Annotated in this window: 14 protein-coding genes; 13 read left to right on the top strand and 1 reads right to left on the bottom strand. The window is 34.0% G+C overall.

The genetic code is table 11. From position 1 onward, the window contains the following. Window positions 1-15: 15 nt before the first annotated feature. The 12 genes from mnmG (at window position 16) to C0J27_RS03775 (ending at window position 15,260) form a co-directional block, all read left to right on the top strand. Window positions 16-1,824, top strand: a complete 1,809-nt coding sequence (gene mnmG, locus C0J27_RS03830; RefSeq protein WP_115586216.1) for a tRNA uridine-5-carboxymethylaminomethyl(34) synthesis enzyme MnmG — start codon at window positions 16-18, stop codon at window positions 1,822-1,824. Window positions 1,825-1,936: 112 nt separating this feature from the next. Beyond that, window positions 1,937-3,823, top strand: coding sequence for an ABC-F family ATP-binding cassette domain-containing protein (locus C0J27_RS03825; protein WP_115585862.1), 1,887 nt, complete (start codon window positions 1,937-1,939; stop codon window positions 3,821-3,823). Window positions 3,824-3,907: 84 nt separating this feature from the next. Next, entirely contained in the window at window positions 3,908-4,279 is a 372-nt protein-coding gene (locus C0J27_RS03820) for a hypothetical protein (protein ID WP_162801783.1), read from the top strand. Further along, complete coding sequence (locus C0J27_RS03815; RefSeq protein ID WP_115585860.1) at window positions 4,280-4,660, top strand: hypothetical protein; 381 nt, start codon at window positions 4,280-4,282, stop codon at window positions 4,658-4,660. It begins immediately after the preceding gene. Between the two features lie 158 nt (window positions 4,661-4,818). Further along, window positions 4,819-6,213, top strand: coding sequence for a hypothetical protein (locus C0J27_RS03810; protein ID WP_115585859.1), 1,395 nt, complete (start codon window positions 4,819-4,821; stop codon window positions 6,211-6,213). A gap of 85 nt (window positions 6,214-6,298) precedes the next feature. After that, entirely contained in the window at window positions 6,299-7,741 is a 1,443-nt protein-coding gene (locus tag C0J27_RS03805) for an FAD-binding oxidoreductase (RefSeq protein WP_115585858.1), read from the top strand. 182 nt (window positions 7,742-7,923) lie between these two features. Continuing rightward, a complete protein-coding gene (locus tag C0J27_RS03800) occupies window positions 7,924-8,715 on the top strand; it encodes a prolipoprotein diacylglyceryl transferase (protein ID WP_115585857.1) in 792 nt (263 codons plus the stop codon). Next, window positions 8,702-10,453: a DNA primase gene (gene dnaG, locus C0J27_RS03795; protein ID WP_115585856.1), complete on the top strand. Its 1,752-nt coding sequence runs from the start codon at window positions 8,702-8,704 to the stop codon at window positions 10,451-10,453. Before C0J27_RS03800 ends, dnaG begins: the two co-directional genes overlap by 14 nt. Then, a complete protein-coding gene (gene rpoD / locus C0J27_RS03790; RefSeq protein ID WP_115585855.1) occupies window positions 10,450-12,348 on the top strand; it encodes an RNA polymerase sigma factor RpoD in 1,899 nt (632 codons plus the stop codon). The genes dnaG and rpoD overlap by 4 nt, the downstream gene beginning before the upstream one ends. A 26-nt stretch (window positions 12,349-12,374) precedes the next feature. Beyond that, window positions 12,375-13,679: a hemolysin family protein gene (locus C0J27_RS03785; RefSeq protein ID WP_115585854.1), complete on the top strand. Its 1,305-nt coding sequence runs from the start codon at window positions 12,375-12,377 to the stop codon at window positions 13,677-13,679. Between the two features lie 231 nt (window positions 13,680-13,910). After that, entirely contained in the window at window positions 13,911-14,258 is a 348-nt protein-coding gene (locus C0J27_RS03780) for a hypothetical protein (RefSeq protein WP_115585853.1), read from the top strand. A 6-nt stretch (window positions 14,259-14,264) separates the two neighbouring features. Next, the gene (locus C0J27_RS03775) at window positions 14,265-15,260 is read left to right on the top strand and encodes an ankyrin repeat domain-containing protein (RefSeq protein ID WP_115585852.1); all 996 of its coding nucleotides are present in this window, start codon (window positions 14,265-14,267) and stop codon (window positions 15,258-15,260) included. A gap of 267 nt (window positions 15,261-15,527) precedes the next feature. On the opposite strand, the gene C0J27_RS03770 is transcribed toward C0J27_RS03775, so the two are convergent. Next, window positions 15,528-16,031: a hypothetical protein gene (locus C0J27_RS03770; protein ID WP_115585851.1), complete on the bottom strand. Its 504-nt coding sequence runs from the start codon at window positions 16,029-16,031 to the stop codon at window positions 15,528-15,530. A 119-nt stretch (window positions 16,032-16,150) separates the two neighbouring features. On the opposite strand from C0J27_RS03770, the gene eno reads away from it, so the two are divergent. After that, window positions 16,151-17,389, top strand: coding sequence for a phosphopyruvate hydratase (gene eno / locus C0J27_RS03765; protein ID WP_115585850.1), 1,239 nt, complete (start codon window positions 16,151-16,153; stop codon window positions 17,387-17,389). The last annotated feature ends 48 nt before the right edge of the window (window positions 17,390-17,437 follow it).

Genomic DNA, 17,437 nt, shown 5'->3' with positions numbered 1-17,437 from the left:
TTAATGATTGAGTCTATGAATCAAATTCAAAATTCTTTTGATGTTATCGTTGTTGGCGGTGGCCATGCAGGTATTGAAGCTGCATACGCTGCTGCAAACATGGGATCAAAAACAGCACTTATTACACTTGATGCAAACAAAATTGGTGTTGCTCCTTGTAACCCTTCAGTTGGTGGCGTTGGAAAAGGTCACATCGTGTTTGAAATCAGTGCACTTGGCGGTTTAATGCCAAAAATTTGTAGCAAAACATATCTACAAGCTCGTATGCTTAATACGAAAAAAGGTCCTGCTGTTCAAGGCTTGCGACTACAAATCGACAAAGAAGCTTATGCTGACCTTGCAAGTAAAATTATGCACAACACCCCAAATTTGACCGTCGTTCAAGCAATGGTTGATGAAATCATTGTCGAAAATAACCAAATTCGTGGTATTAAAAGCTCAGATGGCACAATTTACACAGCAAACCAAGTCGTTTTAACAACTGGTACTTTCCTGAATGGCCTGATTCATATTGGTGATGTTAACTTTGCTGCAGGTCGTAGCGGTGAACAAGCTGCAATAAAACTTTCTAACTATCTGACAAAGCTTAATTTACGTATGGGACGCCTAAAAACAGGAACTCCTCCTCGACTTGATCCTGCAACTATTGATTTTAGCAAACTAGAACGTCAAGAAACAGAGCCTCTTACACATCTTTTTGAATTTGATCAAATGGATGTTTCAAGCAGTCACGACTGCTTTATTGCTCACACCAATGAAAAAACACATAAAATTATTTTTGATAACTTACATAAATCTGCAATGTATAGCGGTAATATTAAAGGTGTTGGACCTCGTTACTGTCCGTCAATCGAAGATAAAATATCTCGATTTGCAGATAAACAATCGCATCATATTTTTGTAGAGCCAGAAACTGCTGCATACGTTGAAGTATATCCAAGTGGAATCTCGACATCATTGCCAGAATCTGTACAAAAAGATTTTATTCAATCGATTGTAGGATTTGAAAACGCGGTTATAACAAAACCTGGTTATGCTGTAGAATACGATTTCGTGCATCCTGATCAACTTCATCATTCTCTTGAAGTTAAATCCATACAAGGCCTCTTTCTAGCAGGTCAGATCAATGGAACAACAGGTTACGAAGAAGCTGCAGGCCAAGGCGTTATTGCTGGTATTAATGCTCACCAAAAAGCTACCGGAAAAGATCCATTTATTCTTGACCGTAACGAAAGTTACATCGGCGTTATGATCGATGATTTGGTAACGATGGGCGTTGATGAACCATATCGCATGTTTACCTCTCGCGCTGAACGACGTCTTGTTTTGCGACAAGATAACGCTTTTTTACGTTTAACGGAAAAAGGCTACCAGCTTGGTACGGTAACACAAGAATTATATGATAAATTCTTGCAAGAAAAACATGATTTAGAGGTTGCTATCATCGATCTTGACAAACGATATAACAATGCTGAATTAGTGAAAGCTGCAGAGCAAGAAATTCCTATGCAAGAGATTATTGAAAATCTTCTTGGATACACTGTTTCTGCTCGTAATGCATTATCATTATTTGCACATATTAAATATCGTGAGTACATAAAAAGAGAAAATCGCGAAGTTGAAAAAGTACAACAACATCGCCAAATTAAGCTGCCAGACATGGATGCTATTTTAAACATTTCAGGATTATCAACTGAGATTAAACAAAAAATAGCCCGCTATAAACCGGCAACTGTTGCTGATGCGATGTTAATTCCAGGAATTACACCCGCGGCAATTTCTTTGTTAGTGCTTGTTTCAAGAAAACCTGAATTAGCAAAATAGCTCAACTTCACCCGCTGTAAAAATATAACAAAAAAATTTCATCTACCGGTTGCAACCTCCAAGTTGATCTGGTGTATAAAATTTAAAACTTTTTTCTGATATTGGTATAATTATGATTCATTTAAAAAACCTTAGTTTAAAATATGGCGATCAGACAGTTTTTGATGATCTAACCATGATGATCCAGGATTCTGACAGGATTGCTCTTGTTGGAAGAAATGGTTCTGGAAAATCAACATTACTTAAAATTATTGCTGGGCAACAAGGTATTGATGGCGGACAAATCGCTATTTCTAAAGGAATGAACGTTGCATACATGCCTCAAGAGATGCTTATTCTTTCTACAAAAACAGTAGAAGAAGAAGCTTTAGCAACATTTGGTACTATGTACGAGAACATGCAAGAAGCTAAAGAGCTTGAAGACAAAATTCATGCAAGTGCAAAACCATCTGCTCAAGATGTTGAACGTTACGCTCAATTACAACATGATATTCAAGAAATGGAACCTGAAGCTAAAATTCTTAAAGTTAACAAACTGTTAAGCGGCTTAAAATTTGATGAAAAACATCGTAAAACTCGCGTTGATCAACTGAGTGTTGGTTGGAGAATGCGCCTTGTTTTAGCAAAATTATTGTTACAAGAAGCTGATTTTTATCTATTTGACGAACCAACTAACCACCTTGATCTTTCAACAAAAGAGTGGTTCTTAAACTTCTTAAAGTACGAAACTTCTTTTGGTTTCCTCTTAGTATGTCACGATAGATACTTCTTAGATAATCTGTGTAACAAAACACTTGCAATTACAGCTGGTGGAAAAAGTAAAGTGTACGCTGGTAACTACAGCTACTACAAAAAACTTGAAGCTGAAGAAACTATTATGCTTGAAAAAGCGTATGAAGCTCAGCAACGAGATATTAAGCAACGTAAAGAGACTATTGATCGCTTTAAAGCAACAGCTTCAAAAGCAAAAATGGCTCAAAGTATGGCTAAACAACTTGAAAAATTAGAAATTATTGAAGTTAACCAAGCTTCAAAAAAAGTAAACTTTTCACTTCCACCGGTTGAACGATGTGGAAAAGAAGTTTTAATCGTAAAAAATGTTGCTCACTCATTTAATCGTCAACTATTTACTAACGTAAACTTCGTAGTAAATCGTGGTGATAAAGTTGCTTTAATTGCTCCAAACGGAACAGGTAAATCAACCCTTTTCAACTTGATTTCAAAACAACTTGAACTACAACAAGGTCAAATTGAACAAGGTCACAACGTAACATCAACACTATTTGACCAAGATCAAGAAAAAGTATTGAATCCAAAATTAACAATTCTTGAAGAAGTTGAAGGCTCATGCAAAGCGTCTCAACAAAGAATTCGTACATTCCTTGGTTCATTCCTTTTCCCAAAAGGTGATGTAATGAAAAAAACATCAGTATTAAGTGGTGGTGAACGTAACCGTGTTGCGATGGTAAAAGTGCTTTTAAGCAACGCAAACTTCTTGATGCTCGATGAACCTACAAACCATTTGGACATCGAATCTAAAGAAACTGTATTAAACGCTTTACAGCAGTTTGATGGTACCTTATTATTCGTATCGCATGATCAAGACTTTGTTAACAATCTTGCGACAAGAATCATCGAATTAACACCTGAAGGCATCTCAAGCTACGAAGGTAACTACGATGCGTATCTTGACTTTAAGAACATGTCAGTACGTAAAGAAGTTGCTGCTGTTGCAAAAGCTCAAGTTAAAAATGTGAAAGAATCAACGCTTTCTAAAAAAGAACTTTTTGAACTTCGTAAAAAGTACAAAAATCTTGAAAACAACATGAATAAATACAAAGCTGAACTTGAAACTGTTCTTGCAAACAGCTATGCAGCTGCTTTTGGATCTTCAGAGTACACTGCTGCTCAAGAGAAAAAAGATGTGCTAGAAAAACGAATTGCAAAAGCTGAGCAAGAATTAGCAGTATTTCCTCATAAAGATGAATTAGAGCTATAAAAACAAATCAAAAAAAGGAGGCCTTTCGGTCTCCTTTTTTTCCGTATTTTTACCAAAAATTTATTCCACAAGAAACACAATATTATGAAAAGACGCTATATCAATCTATTAATGCTGCTTAACTTTGCTTGTATATCACAAGATTCTTTATTTGCTATGAATGAAAAAGATACTGATGTAAAAATTCAAGAAATGTTATGGAAAGCTAATTATATAAAAGCTCGTACTCCAGAGCTAACAAACACGCATAACAGCACAGTTCAAAAAGCTTTTTTTGAAAATAATGACTGCCAAGAGACTTTGGTAAGACAAATGACACAATACATACAAGAGAATAATCAAAATGGCGGTTGTGCATTTTCAACCCAAACTGTTAATTTGTTAGGACTTGTGCCAAACAACCACCTTGTACAAGCATACAAAATTGCATCGCAAAAGATTAAAGATGAAAAATAAATGAAAAAACTACATATCACCATATGCATAATTTTTAGCTTGATTATGGTAAACGCTTCAGTATTGAAAGCTATGCAGACAAAACATTATAATCCTCATATTGAAAAAATGTTATCCTTAGCAAAATATTTGCAAAGTAGTTCATCTGATCTAGTAGAACTTAATGACTGCCAAGAAATACCAGTTTCTGCAATGATCCAATACATACAAGAAAATGAACAAGGTGATAATTTGTTTTCGCTTTCAACGCGACAACTTTTAACGTTAACGCCACGATCACTTCTCGTTGAAGCGTATGAAATTGCAGTACAAAATATGCATAAACCACAAATTTTATACTTTTATGATTGTCATGATGATTCTTTTTCTGATGGTGATTAAAAAAGACTGCCTGTATTACAAAATTTTTAAAAAAGTCTTGATGTGTTGAGATATAACAATCCACACTTAACTCTTTACTTTCGTTTTTCTAAAAATTATATAGACTACACAGCGTGAAAACTACGATTCAGATACGTTTATATGAAAAATAGAAATCTATGAAAAAACTTGCAAGTCTCCTTATTTTTTTAAGTTACTACCAACTGTCTGCTGATATAACTTCAACGCTTACCATGCGGCCACTTTCAACATCACCGTTATTTTATACCATGAATGACTATTCAAAAAAACAGTCATTCATTGAGGGGCTTCCTTTTCACGTGGGCATGTATGACTCTGCGCACATTGCAAGAAACATTATTTTAAATAGCAAAACAACCTTAATATTTGACCAACAAGGCAACGGGGATTTAAACCCTGCATGGCTGAATTTAATGAGCTCATACAGTGATGCATACTACCATTCACAGGTAACTTTTACCCCGGTACAGTCTCAATCAGGGCTATTTTTACATTTTTATCAGCAACACAAAAACTTTTTTGTCGACATTAAAACCTCAATTGTTAATGCGGTCACTCAAATTAAAATCGAAGAATATGGTACCCAAAATGGCTCACAACCAGGTATTACCAACGCATTGCAAGCTTTTACACAACCATCTTGGAATTATGGAAAAATAGGAAAACCTAATCAAGACGTGGGGCTTGCAAACATTCAAATTCTTATGGGAGGCAGTCATCAGATTGCTCGAGCAGTCGAGTCTTTTGAAGTTTATATGGGAAATTTTATTGTCATCGAAGCCCCAGCAGGTTCAGGAGAAGGTTCTCCCTGGCTTTTTGGTGCAGAAATAGGAACAAATCACTGGGGATTAGGTTTTGGTAATGAGTTCTTAATGAGCTCTGATAGCGGTATGAAATTTATGATTGGTGGCAATTATCGTTTTTTACTGCCTGCGGTAGAAACTCGATCCTTTGATCTTATTGGATGCGGACAATGGTCACGCTATTTATCAGTGCAAAACTTATACGGTTTGCCAACAGCACCAGAGACCCTTGGCCTGCCTGGCATTAATTTTTTTACACAACCAGCTGAAATTAAAGGTCACAGCCAGTTGAATATGTATACAAGACTAGAACAACAAATTGGCAAAGTTGCATGTGAATTAAGTTTCAACTTTTTTTATACGGCGCCCGAAACTATTGGAGATATTCACGAAATGATACCAGGTTATGGCATTTATGCGATTACTGGTCCAGGCGGTGGAACTGGAGGTGTAACGACAGCAAGTAAAGCTCGTATTAATCAAGACACCCCTATACTTGATCCTGTAGGCAATCCGGTCGAATTAACAAGCGCAATGTTTGATAAGGCATCAGCTGCTGCAAACTCGTACACGACCAACACACTTAATTTTAACGCACAACGAGTCGAAGAAAATTATGTGTATGGATTTGGAGCAAGTATCGAAGTTGCTCAGTCGATGGGGGCTATCTCTTCATGGGCAGTATGGGCAAAATTTGAGTATCTATTTTCTAATATTGATCGTAACTAAAAATTTAAAACACCCATGACCTTTTGATGATTCATAGATCTTTCTATAAACTTTACTCTAAGTCATTTACAGAAAGGTGTGTTATATGCATTATCAAAATTTTTCAAATATATTTATTTCAATTGTCATCTTTTTCTCATATTTACAAGCTCAAGATATACCGCAGAAAGACAATGTAACAATTAACGATTTTTCACGGCTGAATTCAACACAAATACACCATATTAATACACCGACGTCATACCAAGAACTTCAAAGTATTCTTGCATATGCAGACCAAAACAACTTAAAAATCGCTGTTAGCGGCATTCGACATAGCCAAGGCGGCCATGCTTTTTATCGCAATGCAATTATCATCAACCTTGAAAAACTCAATAAAATTTTAGATTTTAATCCACATGAAAAGCTGATTACCGTACAAGCTGGGGCCACATGGGAACAGCTTCAAGAATTTTTACATGGTCATGGTTTTGCTGTAAAAATAATGCAATATGCCAATATTTTTAGTCTTGGGGGTTCTTTAAGCGTTAACTGTAATGGAATTGATCCTCATTATGGACCACTTATTGAATCAGTAGAATCAATAAAAATATTACAAGCAGATGGATCAATTATCATAGCAAGTCGATCAGAAAATTCCGAATTATTTTGCCTTGCAATTGGTGGTTATGGGTTATGTGGCATTATTCTTGAAGTGACTTTACAGGTTGTAAAAGATGATCTTTATAAGCCTGCAATTACGACTACATCGATCCATGATTATACTAAAAAAATAAAAATGCTTTTGAAGAATCCAAACATGGGATTTCATTTTGCTTTTCTCACATTAACCCCATTTAAAAAAAATCTCTTTGGCAAAATAGTATGCCTTGATTTTAATAAAATCGATCCGGCTCAATTTTCTGATAAAAAACAAAAAAAAATACGGCAATTACAACAGCCCCAGTTCACAAAAATTAAAAAAATGGGTGTAAAACTTTGGTCGAAAAGTAAAATCATTAAAGCTTTCCACTGGATTCCAGAAACAAAAAAATATAATAAGGTTATATCTCGTAATAATATTATGCGTCCACCAGTCGACCACATGTGCATAAACAGCTTAAAATCAACACATTTGTTACAAGAATATTTTATTCCTATCGATAAATTCACTCAATTTATTCAATCATTAGAAAAGATAACTCAACAGCTTAACGTAAATATTATGCACATAGCTCTTCGATATATTCCAAAAAATACAGAAAGTTATCTGAATTACACATCAACAGACCGGATTGGAATTGTGATATTACTTAATCAAAAATTTACAGAACAAGATTATAAAAAGACAGAACAATGGACACAAAAACTCATAGAATCTGCTTACACACTTGGTGGAGCATACTATTTGCCAATCCAACTGCATGCAACAAAAGACCAAGCTTTAAAAACATACCCGCAGTTAGATAATTTCTTTGCTTTGAAAAAATCATACGACCCAGCTGAATTGTTTATGAATCATTTTTATAAAAAATATTGCACTACATAAATTCATACATTAAAAGCTAATCGCGCTATAAAATCTACTTATCATACCTGTAATAATATGGTATAATTAAAATACAAATTATGTTTATTGTAAGATATTTTTTATCAAGCCGTTTTTGCAAAAAACACCTGGCGATCAAAATGGCGACTAGATATAGAATTGCTACTCCATAAGGAATTTTTATGTCACCAATACTTCTCCATATTTACGGGCCCTTTGCGATTCACAGTTTTGGTCTTATGATTGTCATCGGATTAATTCTTACCCTGTACCTACTTGATCGAGATAAAAAATTACAAAAACTGATCACATCTGCCCAGCTTTCAAACATTATCAATATTTGCGTCATTTCTGGCATTATTGGTGGCAGAATCTGGTTTTTGACCACAAATTTTTCTGAAATAACGAGCTGGACCGATTACTTTACCGTCTGGAATGGTGGTTTATCAATTTTAGGAGCTGTGATTGGTATTGCAATTGGGTTGTCATGGTATATTTCATCACTAAAACTGCCTTTATTTGCGGTACTTGATCGTTTTGCACTGTACGCGCCTTTGTTACAATCAATTTCTCGATTTGGATGTTTTTTTGCTGGATGTTGTTATGGATTACCAACAAATCTTCCATGGGGTGTTGTGTATACTCATGCGCAAAGCCTAGCTCCATTGCATGTTATGATGCATCCAACACAAATTTATAGCAGTTCTCTACTTTTTTTATCCTTTGTTGTGCTATATTGCTTTGATACATACACACGCACAAAACCAGGTCAACTTATAAGCCTCTACATTATGCTCACAACCGCAGAACGATTTTTTGTTGAGTTTTGGCGTGGTGATCAAGCTTTTTATACTGAATGTGGATATTTTAGGTATCTATCCATTCAACAATTGTTAGCCGTGTTGCTTTTTGGAGCGGCACTCATTTTATTCATCTTTATTACGATCTATAAAAAAACAGATGAATCTATTTAACTTTATTAAAAACAGTGTTCGCATTCTTGATGTCATCAATGAATATACAACACTTAAAAAATCTGGTGGTCTCTACTGGAAATCACCTTGCCCGTTTCATCAAGAAAAAACTCCTTCGTTTACGGTAAGTCCGGACAAGGAAATTTTTTATTGCTTTGGCTGTAATGAGTCTGGTGATGTAATTTCTTTTATTGCTAAAATTGAAAAAATGTCGCAATACGAAGCTGCTCAATATTTAATTGAAAAGTATAATCTGAACGTTCCTGAACAAATTAAATCATCATTTTCTTCATCTCAAGAAACTCGAACCGAAAAAGATGCATACTTTGCTTTGTGTAAGCTGGTAGCAAACTGGTGCCACGACCAGTTATTTCAACATGATACCGCATTAAATTATGTGCATAGTCGAAAATTTAACCAGCAATCAATTACACAGTTTTTAATTGGATATTTCCCTAAAGGAAATATGGCTATAAAAAGCCTTCTCAACTATGTATCTGCGCAAGGGTTTTTAACACAAGATTTAATACGTGCTGGTATTATTTTTCAAGGGCAGGCAAACATCTATTCACCTTTTGAAAGCAGAATTATCTTCCCAATTAAAGATCACCTTGGACGTCATTGTGGTTTTGGCGGAAGAGTTTTCTTGCCAGATGATGAACGCTCAAAATATTACAACTCAAAAGAAAATCAGTTTTTCCAGAAAGGAACATTACTTTTTGGATTAGACGTTGCAAAGAAAAATATTCAAAGCAATGATATTGCATTTTTGGTTGAAGGATACACAGATTGCATCGCAATGCACAGTTATGGATACAAAAATAGCGTTGCTACACTTGGAACAGCTTGCACACTTGAACATCTTAAAAAAATAGCAAACTACACGCAACAACTGTATGTTATGTACGATGGTGACAATGCTGGGCAAGAAGCTATTTTACGATTAACGCAACTTTGTTGGAGTATTGATGTTGAGACAAAAGTTATTAGCTTGCCAAAAGATAGTGATCCCGCATCATTTTTATATAAAAATCAGGATCTAAAACCGTATATTCGCCAAGCGCAAGACGTTTTTACATTTTTCTTACAATCAAAAGGTCATGATTTTCAGAATAAAAGCTTAAAAGAAAAAATGGAAGCAACAGCAAGTATTATATCGTTAATACACTCGCTCCAAGATCCTTTAAAAAAGGATATATTACTTTTAAAAGCATCTGAAATCTTACAAATTCCTTTAGAAATTTTAAGAACAGAGTATAATGTTACCAGCAAACCAGTTGAGAAATCAACGACAGATATAACCTCTAGTAGCGTTCTAACGCCGCTTGAAAGTAAGATATTTTCTGCAATATTGCATTATCCGCATCTATTAAATAGCGAAAATAAAACTTTACTTGCAGCCGGGTTACCAACCCCTTATAATGAATTACTTTTAAAAATAGCGAAAATAATAGAACCGAATCCAACTATTTCTTTAGCAAAAATTCAAGAACAACTCACAGCTGATGAGCAAGTTTATATTCATCAACTTTTGTTTGCGCTTGAAGAAACAAATATAGAAAGTGCTTTTGAGCAGATGTTGTTACAATTTCAGAAAAAACATTGGAAATCAATCGTTGTAAATATTAAGATGAAATTGAAACAAGCTACTCAAGATTCTAATAACGAAGAAATACAAACGATTGTGACAGCTTTTCAAGCTATAAAATTAAAATTATTAAAGAATGGAAGCTTATGATAAAAAAAGTAGCTGGAAAACCAACCAAATACTCAAAGCTATCAGCGATGAAAGATGTCGCTGCAGCTGAAAAACCTATTTCGATAGAAGATGCTATTAAAGCATTTCTTGACGAAGGTAAAAAGAATCGTTTTGTTACGTATGAATCGGTTATAGAATTTGGTGATGAACACAAGTTTTCTGAAGCTGATGCTAACAAGTTCTTAAAATCAATCGAAAAAAACAATATTGAACTTGTTATGCAAGAAGAAATAAGTGCTGATCCATTGTTTTCTGCAGATGACATGAGAACCAGCAATACCGATGAGTCGGCTTCATTTACCATTGGGAAAATTAATTCGACACTGTATCTTCAAGATGATAAAGATGAAGAAGACGAAGATGACAAAGAAGATAAAGCTGAAACTCGTCATACTTCAGATTCATCACAAGTAGCTGATGGTGTTAAATGTTATTTACGTGATATCGGTAAAATTCCTTTGCTTAACAAAGCAACTGAAGCTGCAATTGCAAGTAAAATCGCATCAGGAAAAGCAGAATCGATTCGAGCTTTATCATATTTTCCGATTATTCATAAAGAACTGTCTATTATTGGCGATAAGATAACCAAAGAGACAATTCAACTGAAAGATATTATTCAATTTTCTGAGTTTGATGAAGAAAACTTACCAAATCTTCAAGAAGAGAAAAAATATCTGCTTAAGATTATTACAAAAATTAAAAAGCTGATTCAAAACGAAAAAGCTATTTACGTCAGCTATAAAGGCTTACTAACAACACAAGCTGCTAAGCAAGAAATGCTTGATAAAGTGCGCGAAAACAAAGAAGAAATAAGCGTTACTATTTCATCTATTAAGTTATCTAATAAATTAATTAGAAAACTTGGGAAGAAAATCGATAAAGGTATCAATAAGATTCTTGAGCGTCGTCGTTTTGTTGAAAAAATGAATTTGACGATTACAAGTCTTAAGAAATCAAAAGATCGTGATGAAGAAAAGCAAGCGACAATTAATGACTACGAAGTTCAGGCTCGAATTGCAACAAAAACAATTAGAAAAGCTGAAAATGAACTTGGTTTGCCGTCTGCAAAATCGATTGAATTTTACAAAAAGTTCTTAAAAGGGCAAGCTAAAGACAAACAAGCTAAAAGTGATTTAGCACAAGCTAACTTACGACTTGTTGTTAATATTGCAAAAAAATATGTAAACCGTGGATTACACTTCTTAGACTTGATCCAAGAAGGAAATATCGGTTTAATGAAGGCTGTAGAAAAGTTTGAATTTGAACGTGGTTATAAATTTTCTACCTACGCTACCTGGTGGATCCGTCAAGCAATAACACGTGCAATTGCTGATCAATCAAGAACTATTCGAGTTCCAGTGCATATGGTAGAAACCTTAAACAAGATCAACAAAATTAAGCACTCCTTCTTACAAGATTCAGGAAGAGAACCGACCTACGAAGAATTAGCAAAAAAACTTAATCTTGATGAAAAGAAAATTAAGAACATCATTAAAATCTCTAAAGAACCAATATCACTTGAAACTCCGGTTGGTGATAGCAACGATGCTTCGATTAAAGATTTTATTGAAAGTGAAAATGAATTCTCACCTTCTGATATTGTTGCTAACAGCGATTTAAAAGAAAAAGTTCGTGAAGTTCTTAAAACTTTAACTCCTCGTGAAGAAAAAGTTTTAAAAATGAGATTTGGTATTGATGTTGCATCAGAACATACACTTGAAGAAGTTGGTAAAGATTTTTCTGTAACGCGAGAACGTATTCGACAAATCGAAGTTAAAGCTTTAAAGAAACTTAAACATCCTTCTCGAAGCAAAAAGCTTCAATCTTTCTTCGAAAAAGAGTTTAATAATACTGATGTTGATGACAACGAATAATTTTGTAAATTAAAAAGAGAGCTTTTATGGAACAGTACACGCAAACATTATCAGTAAATGTCATACTTTTTTTATTATCTTTAGTTACCTGTGCACTTTTTTCATTTCTTGAAACGAGTATAACAGCACTACGATTGTTTAAATTAAAAGAAATAGAACTTGCAACGCCAAAATATAAACATTTATTTCAGGCTTTTGGAAAAAATCCTCAGCATGTTTTAATTTCTATTTTGATCGCTGCTAATCTTGCCAATGTAACGTGTGCTGTTATATCACAACGTTTAACAGACAATTTATTTCAACGATTCCAGGTTCCAGATAGTATTTCATTTATCCTTGGGATTTTGATTACGACAATCATGGTTTCTATTTTTGGTGAAATTGTTCCTAAAAGTATTGCTCAATCACTTGGGACTAAAACATTTACGTCAACCTTGTGGATCGTAAATATTTTTTATAAAGTCCTTGGACCAATAGCTAATCAACTGAATAACATATCAGTATATATCTCAAAAGCTATGGGTGCAGAAGATGAGCAAATTATTTCTGAAAAAGAGATTCATTTTTTGATTAACTATATCGAAGAAAATGGTCTTATGGATTATGAAAAAACAGCTATGCTGCAAAATATATTCATTATGACACAGACTTCGGTAAAAGAAATCTTAATCCCTAAAAGTGAAATTATTAGCATTAATGTCATGGATGATATTGATACATTTATTGATAAATTTTCAGAATATCAATTCTCTCGATTTCCTGTCTATCAAGATAATCCAGAAAATATTATTGGTATCGTCTACTTAAAAGACCTTTTATTTGCTCTGCAAAAAAAGCGTTCTATGAAGTTACAAGAATTAATGCGTCCAATTATATTTGTGCCAGACAATATGAAAGTAAATGAACTTTTAAAAGAGTTTAAATTGCAACATATTCACATGGCGATGGTGCTTGATGAATATGGAAATACGATTGGTCTTGTAACGCTTGAAGATGCTTTAGAAGAAATTGTTGGCGATATTCATGATGAACATGATGCAAATCGTGACTCTGCAAAAATTAGAGTCTTAAAAAAAGATTGCGAATGGTCTGTTGATGGAACAATTGATCTTGATCGACTTCATCCATTACTCAAAATATCGTTTCCAACACAATCTGCCGTAACGCTTGGCGGATTTATTTCTGAACAAATGCAACATTTACCACGAAAAGGTGAAGCTATTACTTATAAAAATTTTATTTTTACTATAGAAAAAGCAGACCACAAACGAGTGCTAACTGTTCATATTAGAGCAATAGATGAAGAAAACAACTCGCTATCACATAACTAAATTACACAAAATAAAAGCTCAGCACTTGCCTGAGCTTTTATTTTGTAGACTATGTGAACCAAATTTAAAAATTAATATACAAGCCTGCAATTTCGCCAAGTTTTTATAAAAAACGTAGGGCGAAAATTTATAATAAAAATTTGATTCATTCTACCTCAAGCTCTTGAATCTAATTCCTCTCATTTTTTAGAATAATAAACATTATTTTATGACGCTATAGAATGGAGTACTATGAAACATATACTTAAAAAAATATTTTTACTCAGTTGTTGTATCGTGCATCAATCAATTCTACCAATGCATAGACATTTGCTAAAAAAATCTATTGGCAATGTAACTTTTCAACAACGATCTTTCTGTGATCAACCAATAGAATACATGCAAGCTCTTCATCTTGCAGCACTTGCTATCAATAGTTATGGATTAGCTCGAGTAAAAGCACCAGAATCGATTCCAGCTCACTGCGCAGGTATTGTTCTTGGCGTCAGTGCATCAACTCCTGAAGCTGTTATTGGGGTAGTTGCTGTAACCTCATTTGCGTATATAAACAATTACAATAAATATAATAATAAAAAGTAGTAACTCATGAGAAAAAGAACAACCTTACTTTTATTGCCTTTGCTATGCCATATTGACATAATACCACAACAAAAATCACATAAAAAAATACAAAAAACTCCCCAAGAAAAATATAATGATTTCTTAGAGAGCAATAATTTTTATGCTTTCTATCCAGAAGATTTAACACAAGAAAAACAATCCATTACACGAAGCAAACCAAGCCTATATTCACAATATAACAATTTACCTGTCCCTGTCCAAGATCAGATAACATCATATCTACAAGCAACTCACTTTACTCCTCTTAACTCAGAGGTATCAAATGAATTAACATTAATTAAAACTCCTGAACACCAGGCTCTTGTTGTTAAAAACTGTCAAAATAATTTACAATGCTATCTTGATCTACTCTCCTCATCAAACAGAGATAAATATGCAATTAAAAATATAAAAAATTGTTTACGAGTTGAATATTGGAATAGATACTTTGCTTATGCACAAAGACAAAATGTAACAACTGATAAGTATATGCCGCCATCACCAATTTGTGACAGTGCTTTGCCTGCATGCAATAACTATTTTAATGATATATGTGCAGATATTTTATACCCTGAAGACAGTTTGGAAATTGCAGCTTTAATGATTGCATGTGGTATTTTAATTCATCATGATAATAAGCCAATAAAAAAAACCCCCCTCTATTACCCTTTACAAAATGATGCTCTACCAATGGTACAACTTCTTATGAAATCTGGGGTAAAAAGCACATCTGGACGGCATAAATCCCATAGAAAATCATTAAAAGCAGCACCTCTGATTATTTTTGCTGCGCAATGCAATGCCATTAAAACTATTAAATATTTACATTATTTAGGTCATGATTTGAATGAAAAAGACTCTCAAGGATACAGTGCTCTTGATAGAGCTTATCTTTTTGAACGTCGTCAAGCTATTGATCTCTTACTTTCATTAGGAGCTCATCCAGATGCAACAAACCGTGCTGATAAAAAAATATTTTAGATGTAAATCTTATGTAATTACAAAAACTTACTAGGTTCTGTTGAGTTTTGTAGTTAACCTTTAAATCACTTACCATAAGCCTACGCTTGCGCTTTTGCGACCGTGGTGGCGGCGGCAACTATCCACTTTTTTATAAAATTTTAGCGATTCACCCCCGCTGGGGTCTCGTTTTCCGGAGTTTTTGTAAAAAACGTAGGATGTTTTTGTTATTGTTTTTTATTTATTTTAAAAACTCAACGGAACCTAATAAACAGATGAATATTTTTATTACCTATCATATTCTTCTTGTTCGTAATTATTTTTTGCTATAATTGCTGCTTTTCTTACTTGTATAACATGTTGAGCAACAGGAAAAGAAAGAGGTATAGTGTCTGCTTTTACAGGGCAAGTCAATCTATTGCAAATAAAATTTATATATTCTGCTGAGTACACGTGGTTACCTGCAATAAGTTTTTCGCTTGCCTCAAGCGGTAATAATTCAATATCATTATCAAGGGCCCTTTGATGAAGAGTTTCTACCGATATTTTTAACTCTTGAGTCTTGATTTGCATAGAAAAATCTTGCATTAAAAATTGCAGTGCATGAGCATAACAAGCAGGAGATATTGATTCATTTTCTAGCTGCAGCTCAAGAGCAATGATTTCACTTTTCAATTTTCCCACATAACTACTTATAAACTTTTCATCTAAAAATTGAAGCCTTTCAGCGCTCATAAGTTGATGAGTTACGATACATGGCAAGAAAAAAATTAAAAATATAGATATATGCATCGTCATAACTTTCTGAAAATTTTAAAAAATATTTTTGTATACAAAATAACATTTCAACCACAATTTTATTACAGTATAATTTAAAATAATAATTAACCTTAAAAAAGATTGTCTATAGTATGAACATAACTAATGTATATGCCTATGAAATTTTTGATTCTCGAGGACTTCCAACAATTGAATGCTGTATTTATTTAGCAAATGGAAAAAAAGTAACAGCATCTGCTCCATCTGGCGCTTCAGTTGGTAAACAAGAAGCCTTAGAACTCCGTGATAATGATATAACAAGATTTGCTGGCAAAGGCGTATTGCAAGCAGTTGCAATTATTAACGATACCATTGCTCCAAAATTTATTGGTCAACCAATTAATGCTCTTGCCATGGATTCGATCTTAATGGATCTTGATACACATCCTCAAAAAATTACTATTGGCGCTAACACCACAATTGCAGTCAGCATGGCACTATTTAAAGCTCAAGCGGCAGCTGAAAATATCGAACTTTTTGAATTAATTCAACGAGTATCTGGAACAAATCAAGCACATCTGCCAACGCCAATGTTTAATATGATTAATGGCGGTGCTCATGCAAATAATAATCTTGCTATCCAAGAGTTCATGATCGTACCAACTTCAAAAAATTATACGCAAGCTTTGCATGATGGCGTTACGTTCTACCAACATCTTAAAAAATCAATTGATACACAAGGATTATCAACAAGCGTTGGTGATGAAGGTGGCTTTGCTCCAAATTTATCGCAAGATACTGCAGCTCTTGAGCTTTTAATGAGCTCAATAAAAGAACTTGGCCTACAAAACTATGCTATAGCACTTGATGTAGCAGCATCACAGTTCTATGATGAAGCAACAAAAACCTATCACTTACAACAAGAAAAAAACTTATCCAGCCTTGATTTGATAACTCTCTACGAATCACTGTGTAAGCAGTACCCAATTATGAGCATAGAAGACGGATTAGACGAAAACGACACTCTAGGATGGCAAAAATTAACGCTTGCACTAGGTGAGCAAATTAAGCTTGTTGGTGATGATATTTTTGTAACAAGCCCAATGAAAATTCGTAAAGGCGTTTTACAAAAAATTGCAAATGCTGTGTTAATTAAGCCAAACCAGATTGGTACGGTCAGCCAGACGCTTGCAGCTATAGATGTGTGTAAAAATAAAAATTTAACAATTGTTATATCTCATCGCTCAGGCGAAACAAATGATACGTTTATTGCTGATCTTGCTGTTGGAGTTGCTGCAGATTTTATAAAAGCTGGTGCACCTTGTCGAGGCGAACGTTTAAGTAAATATAATCGATTGTTAGAAATTGACCGCATGATCAACGCTGAGTAATAGACATTCAATACATAAAAAGAGTATCTTTGTTTTATTTGCAAAGAT

It is taken from the genome of Candidatus Chromulinivorax destructor (assembly GCF_003366055.1).
Taxonomy (GTDB): Bacteria; Babelota; Babeliae; order Babelales; family Chromulinivoraceae; genus Chromulinivorax; species Chromulinivorax destructor.
This window is presented reverse-complemented; position numbering and strand designations above follow the sequence as displayed.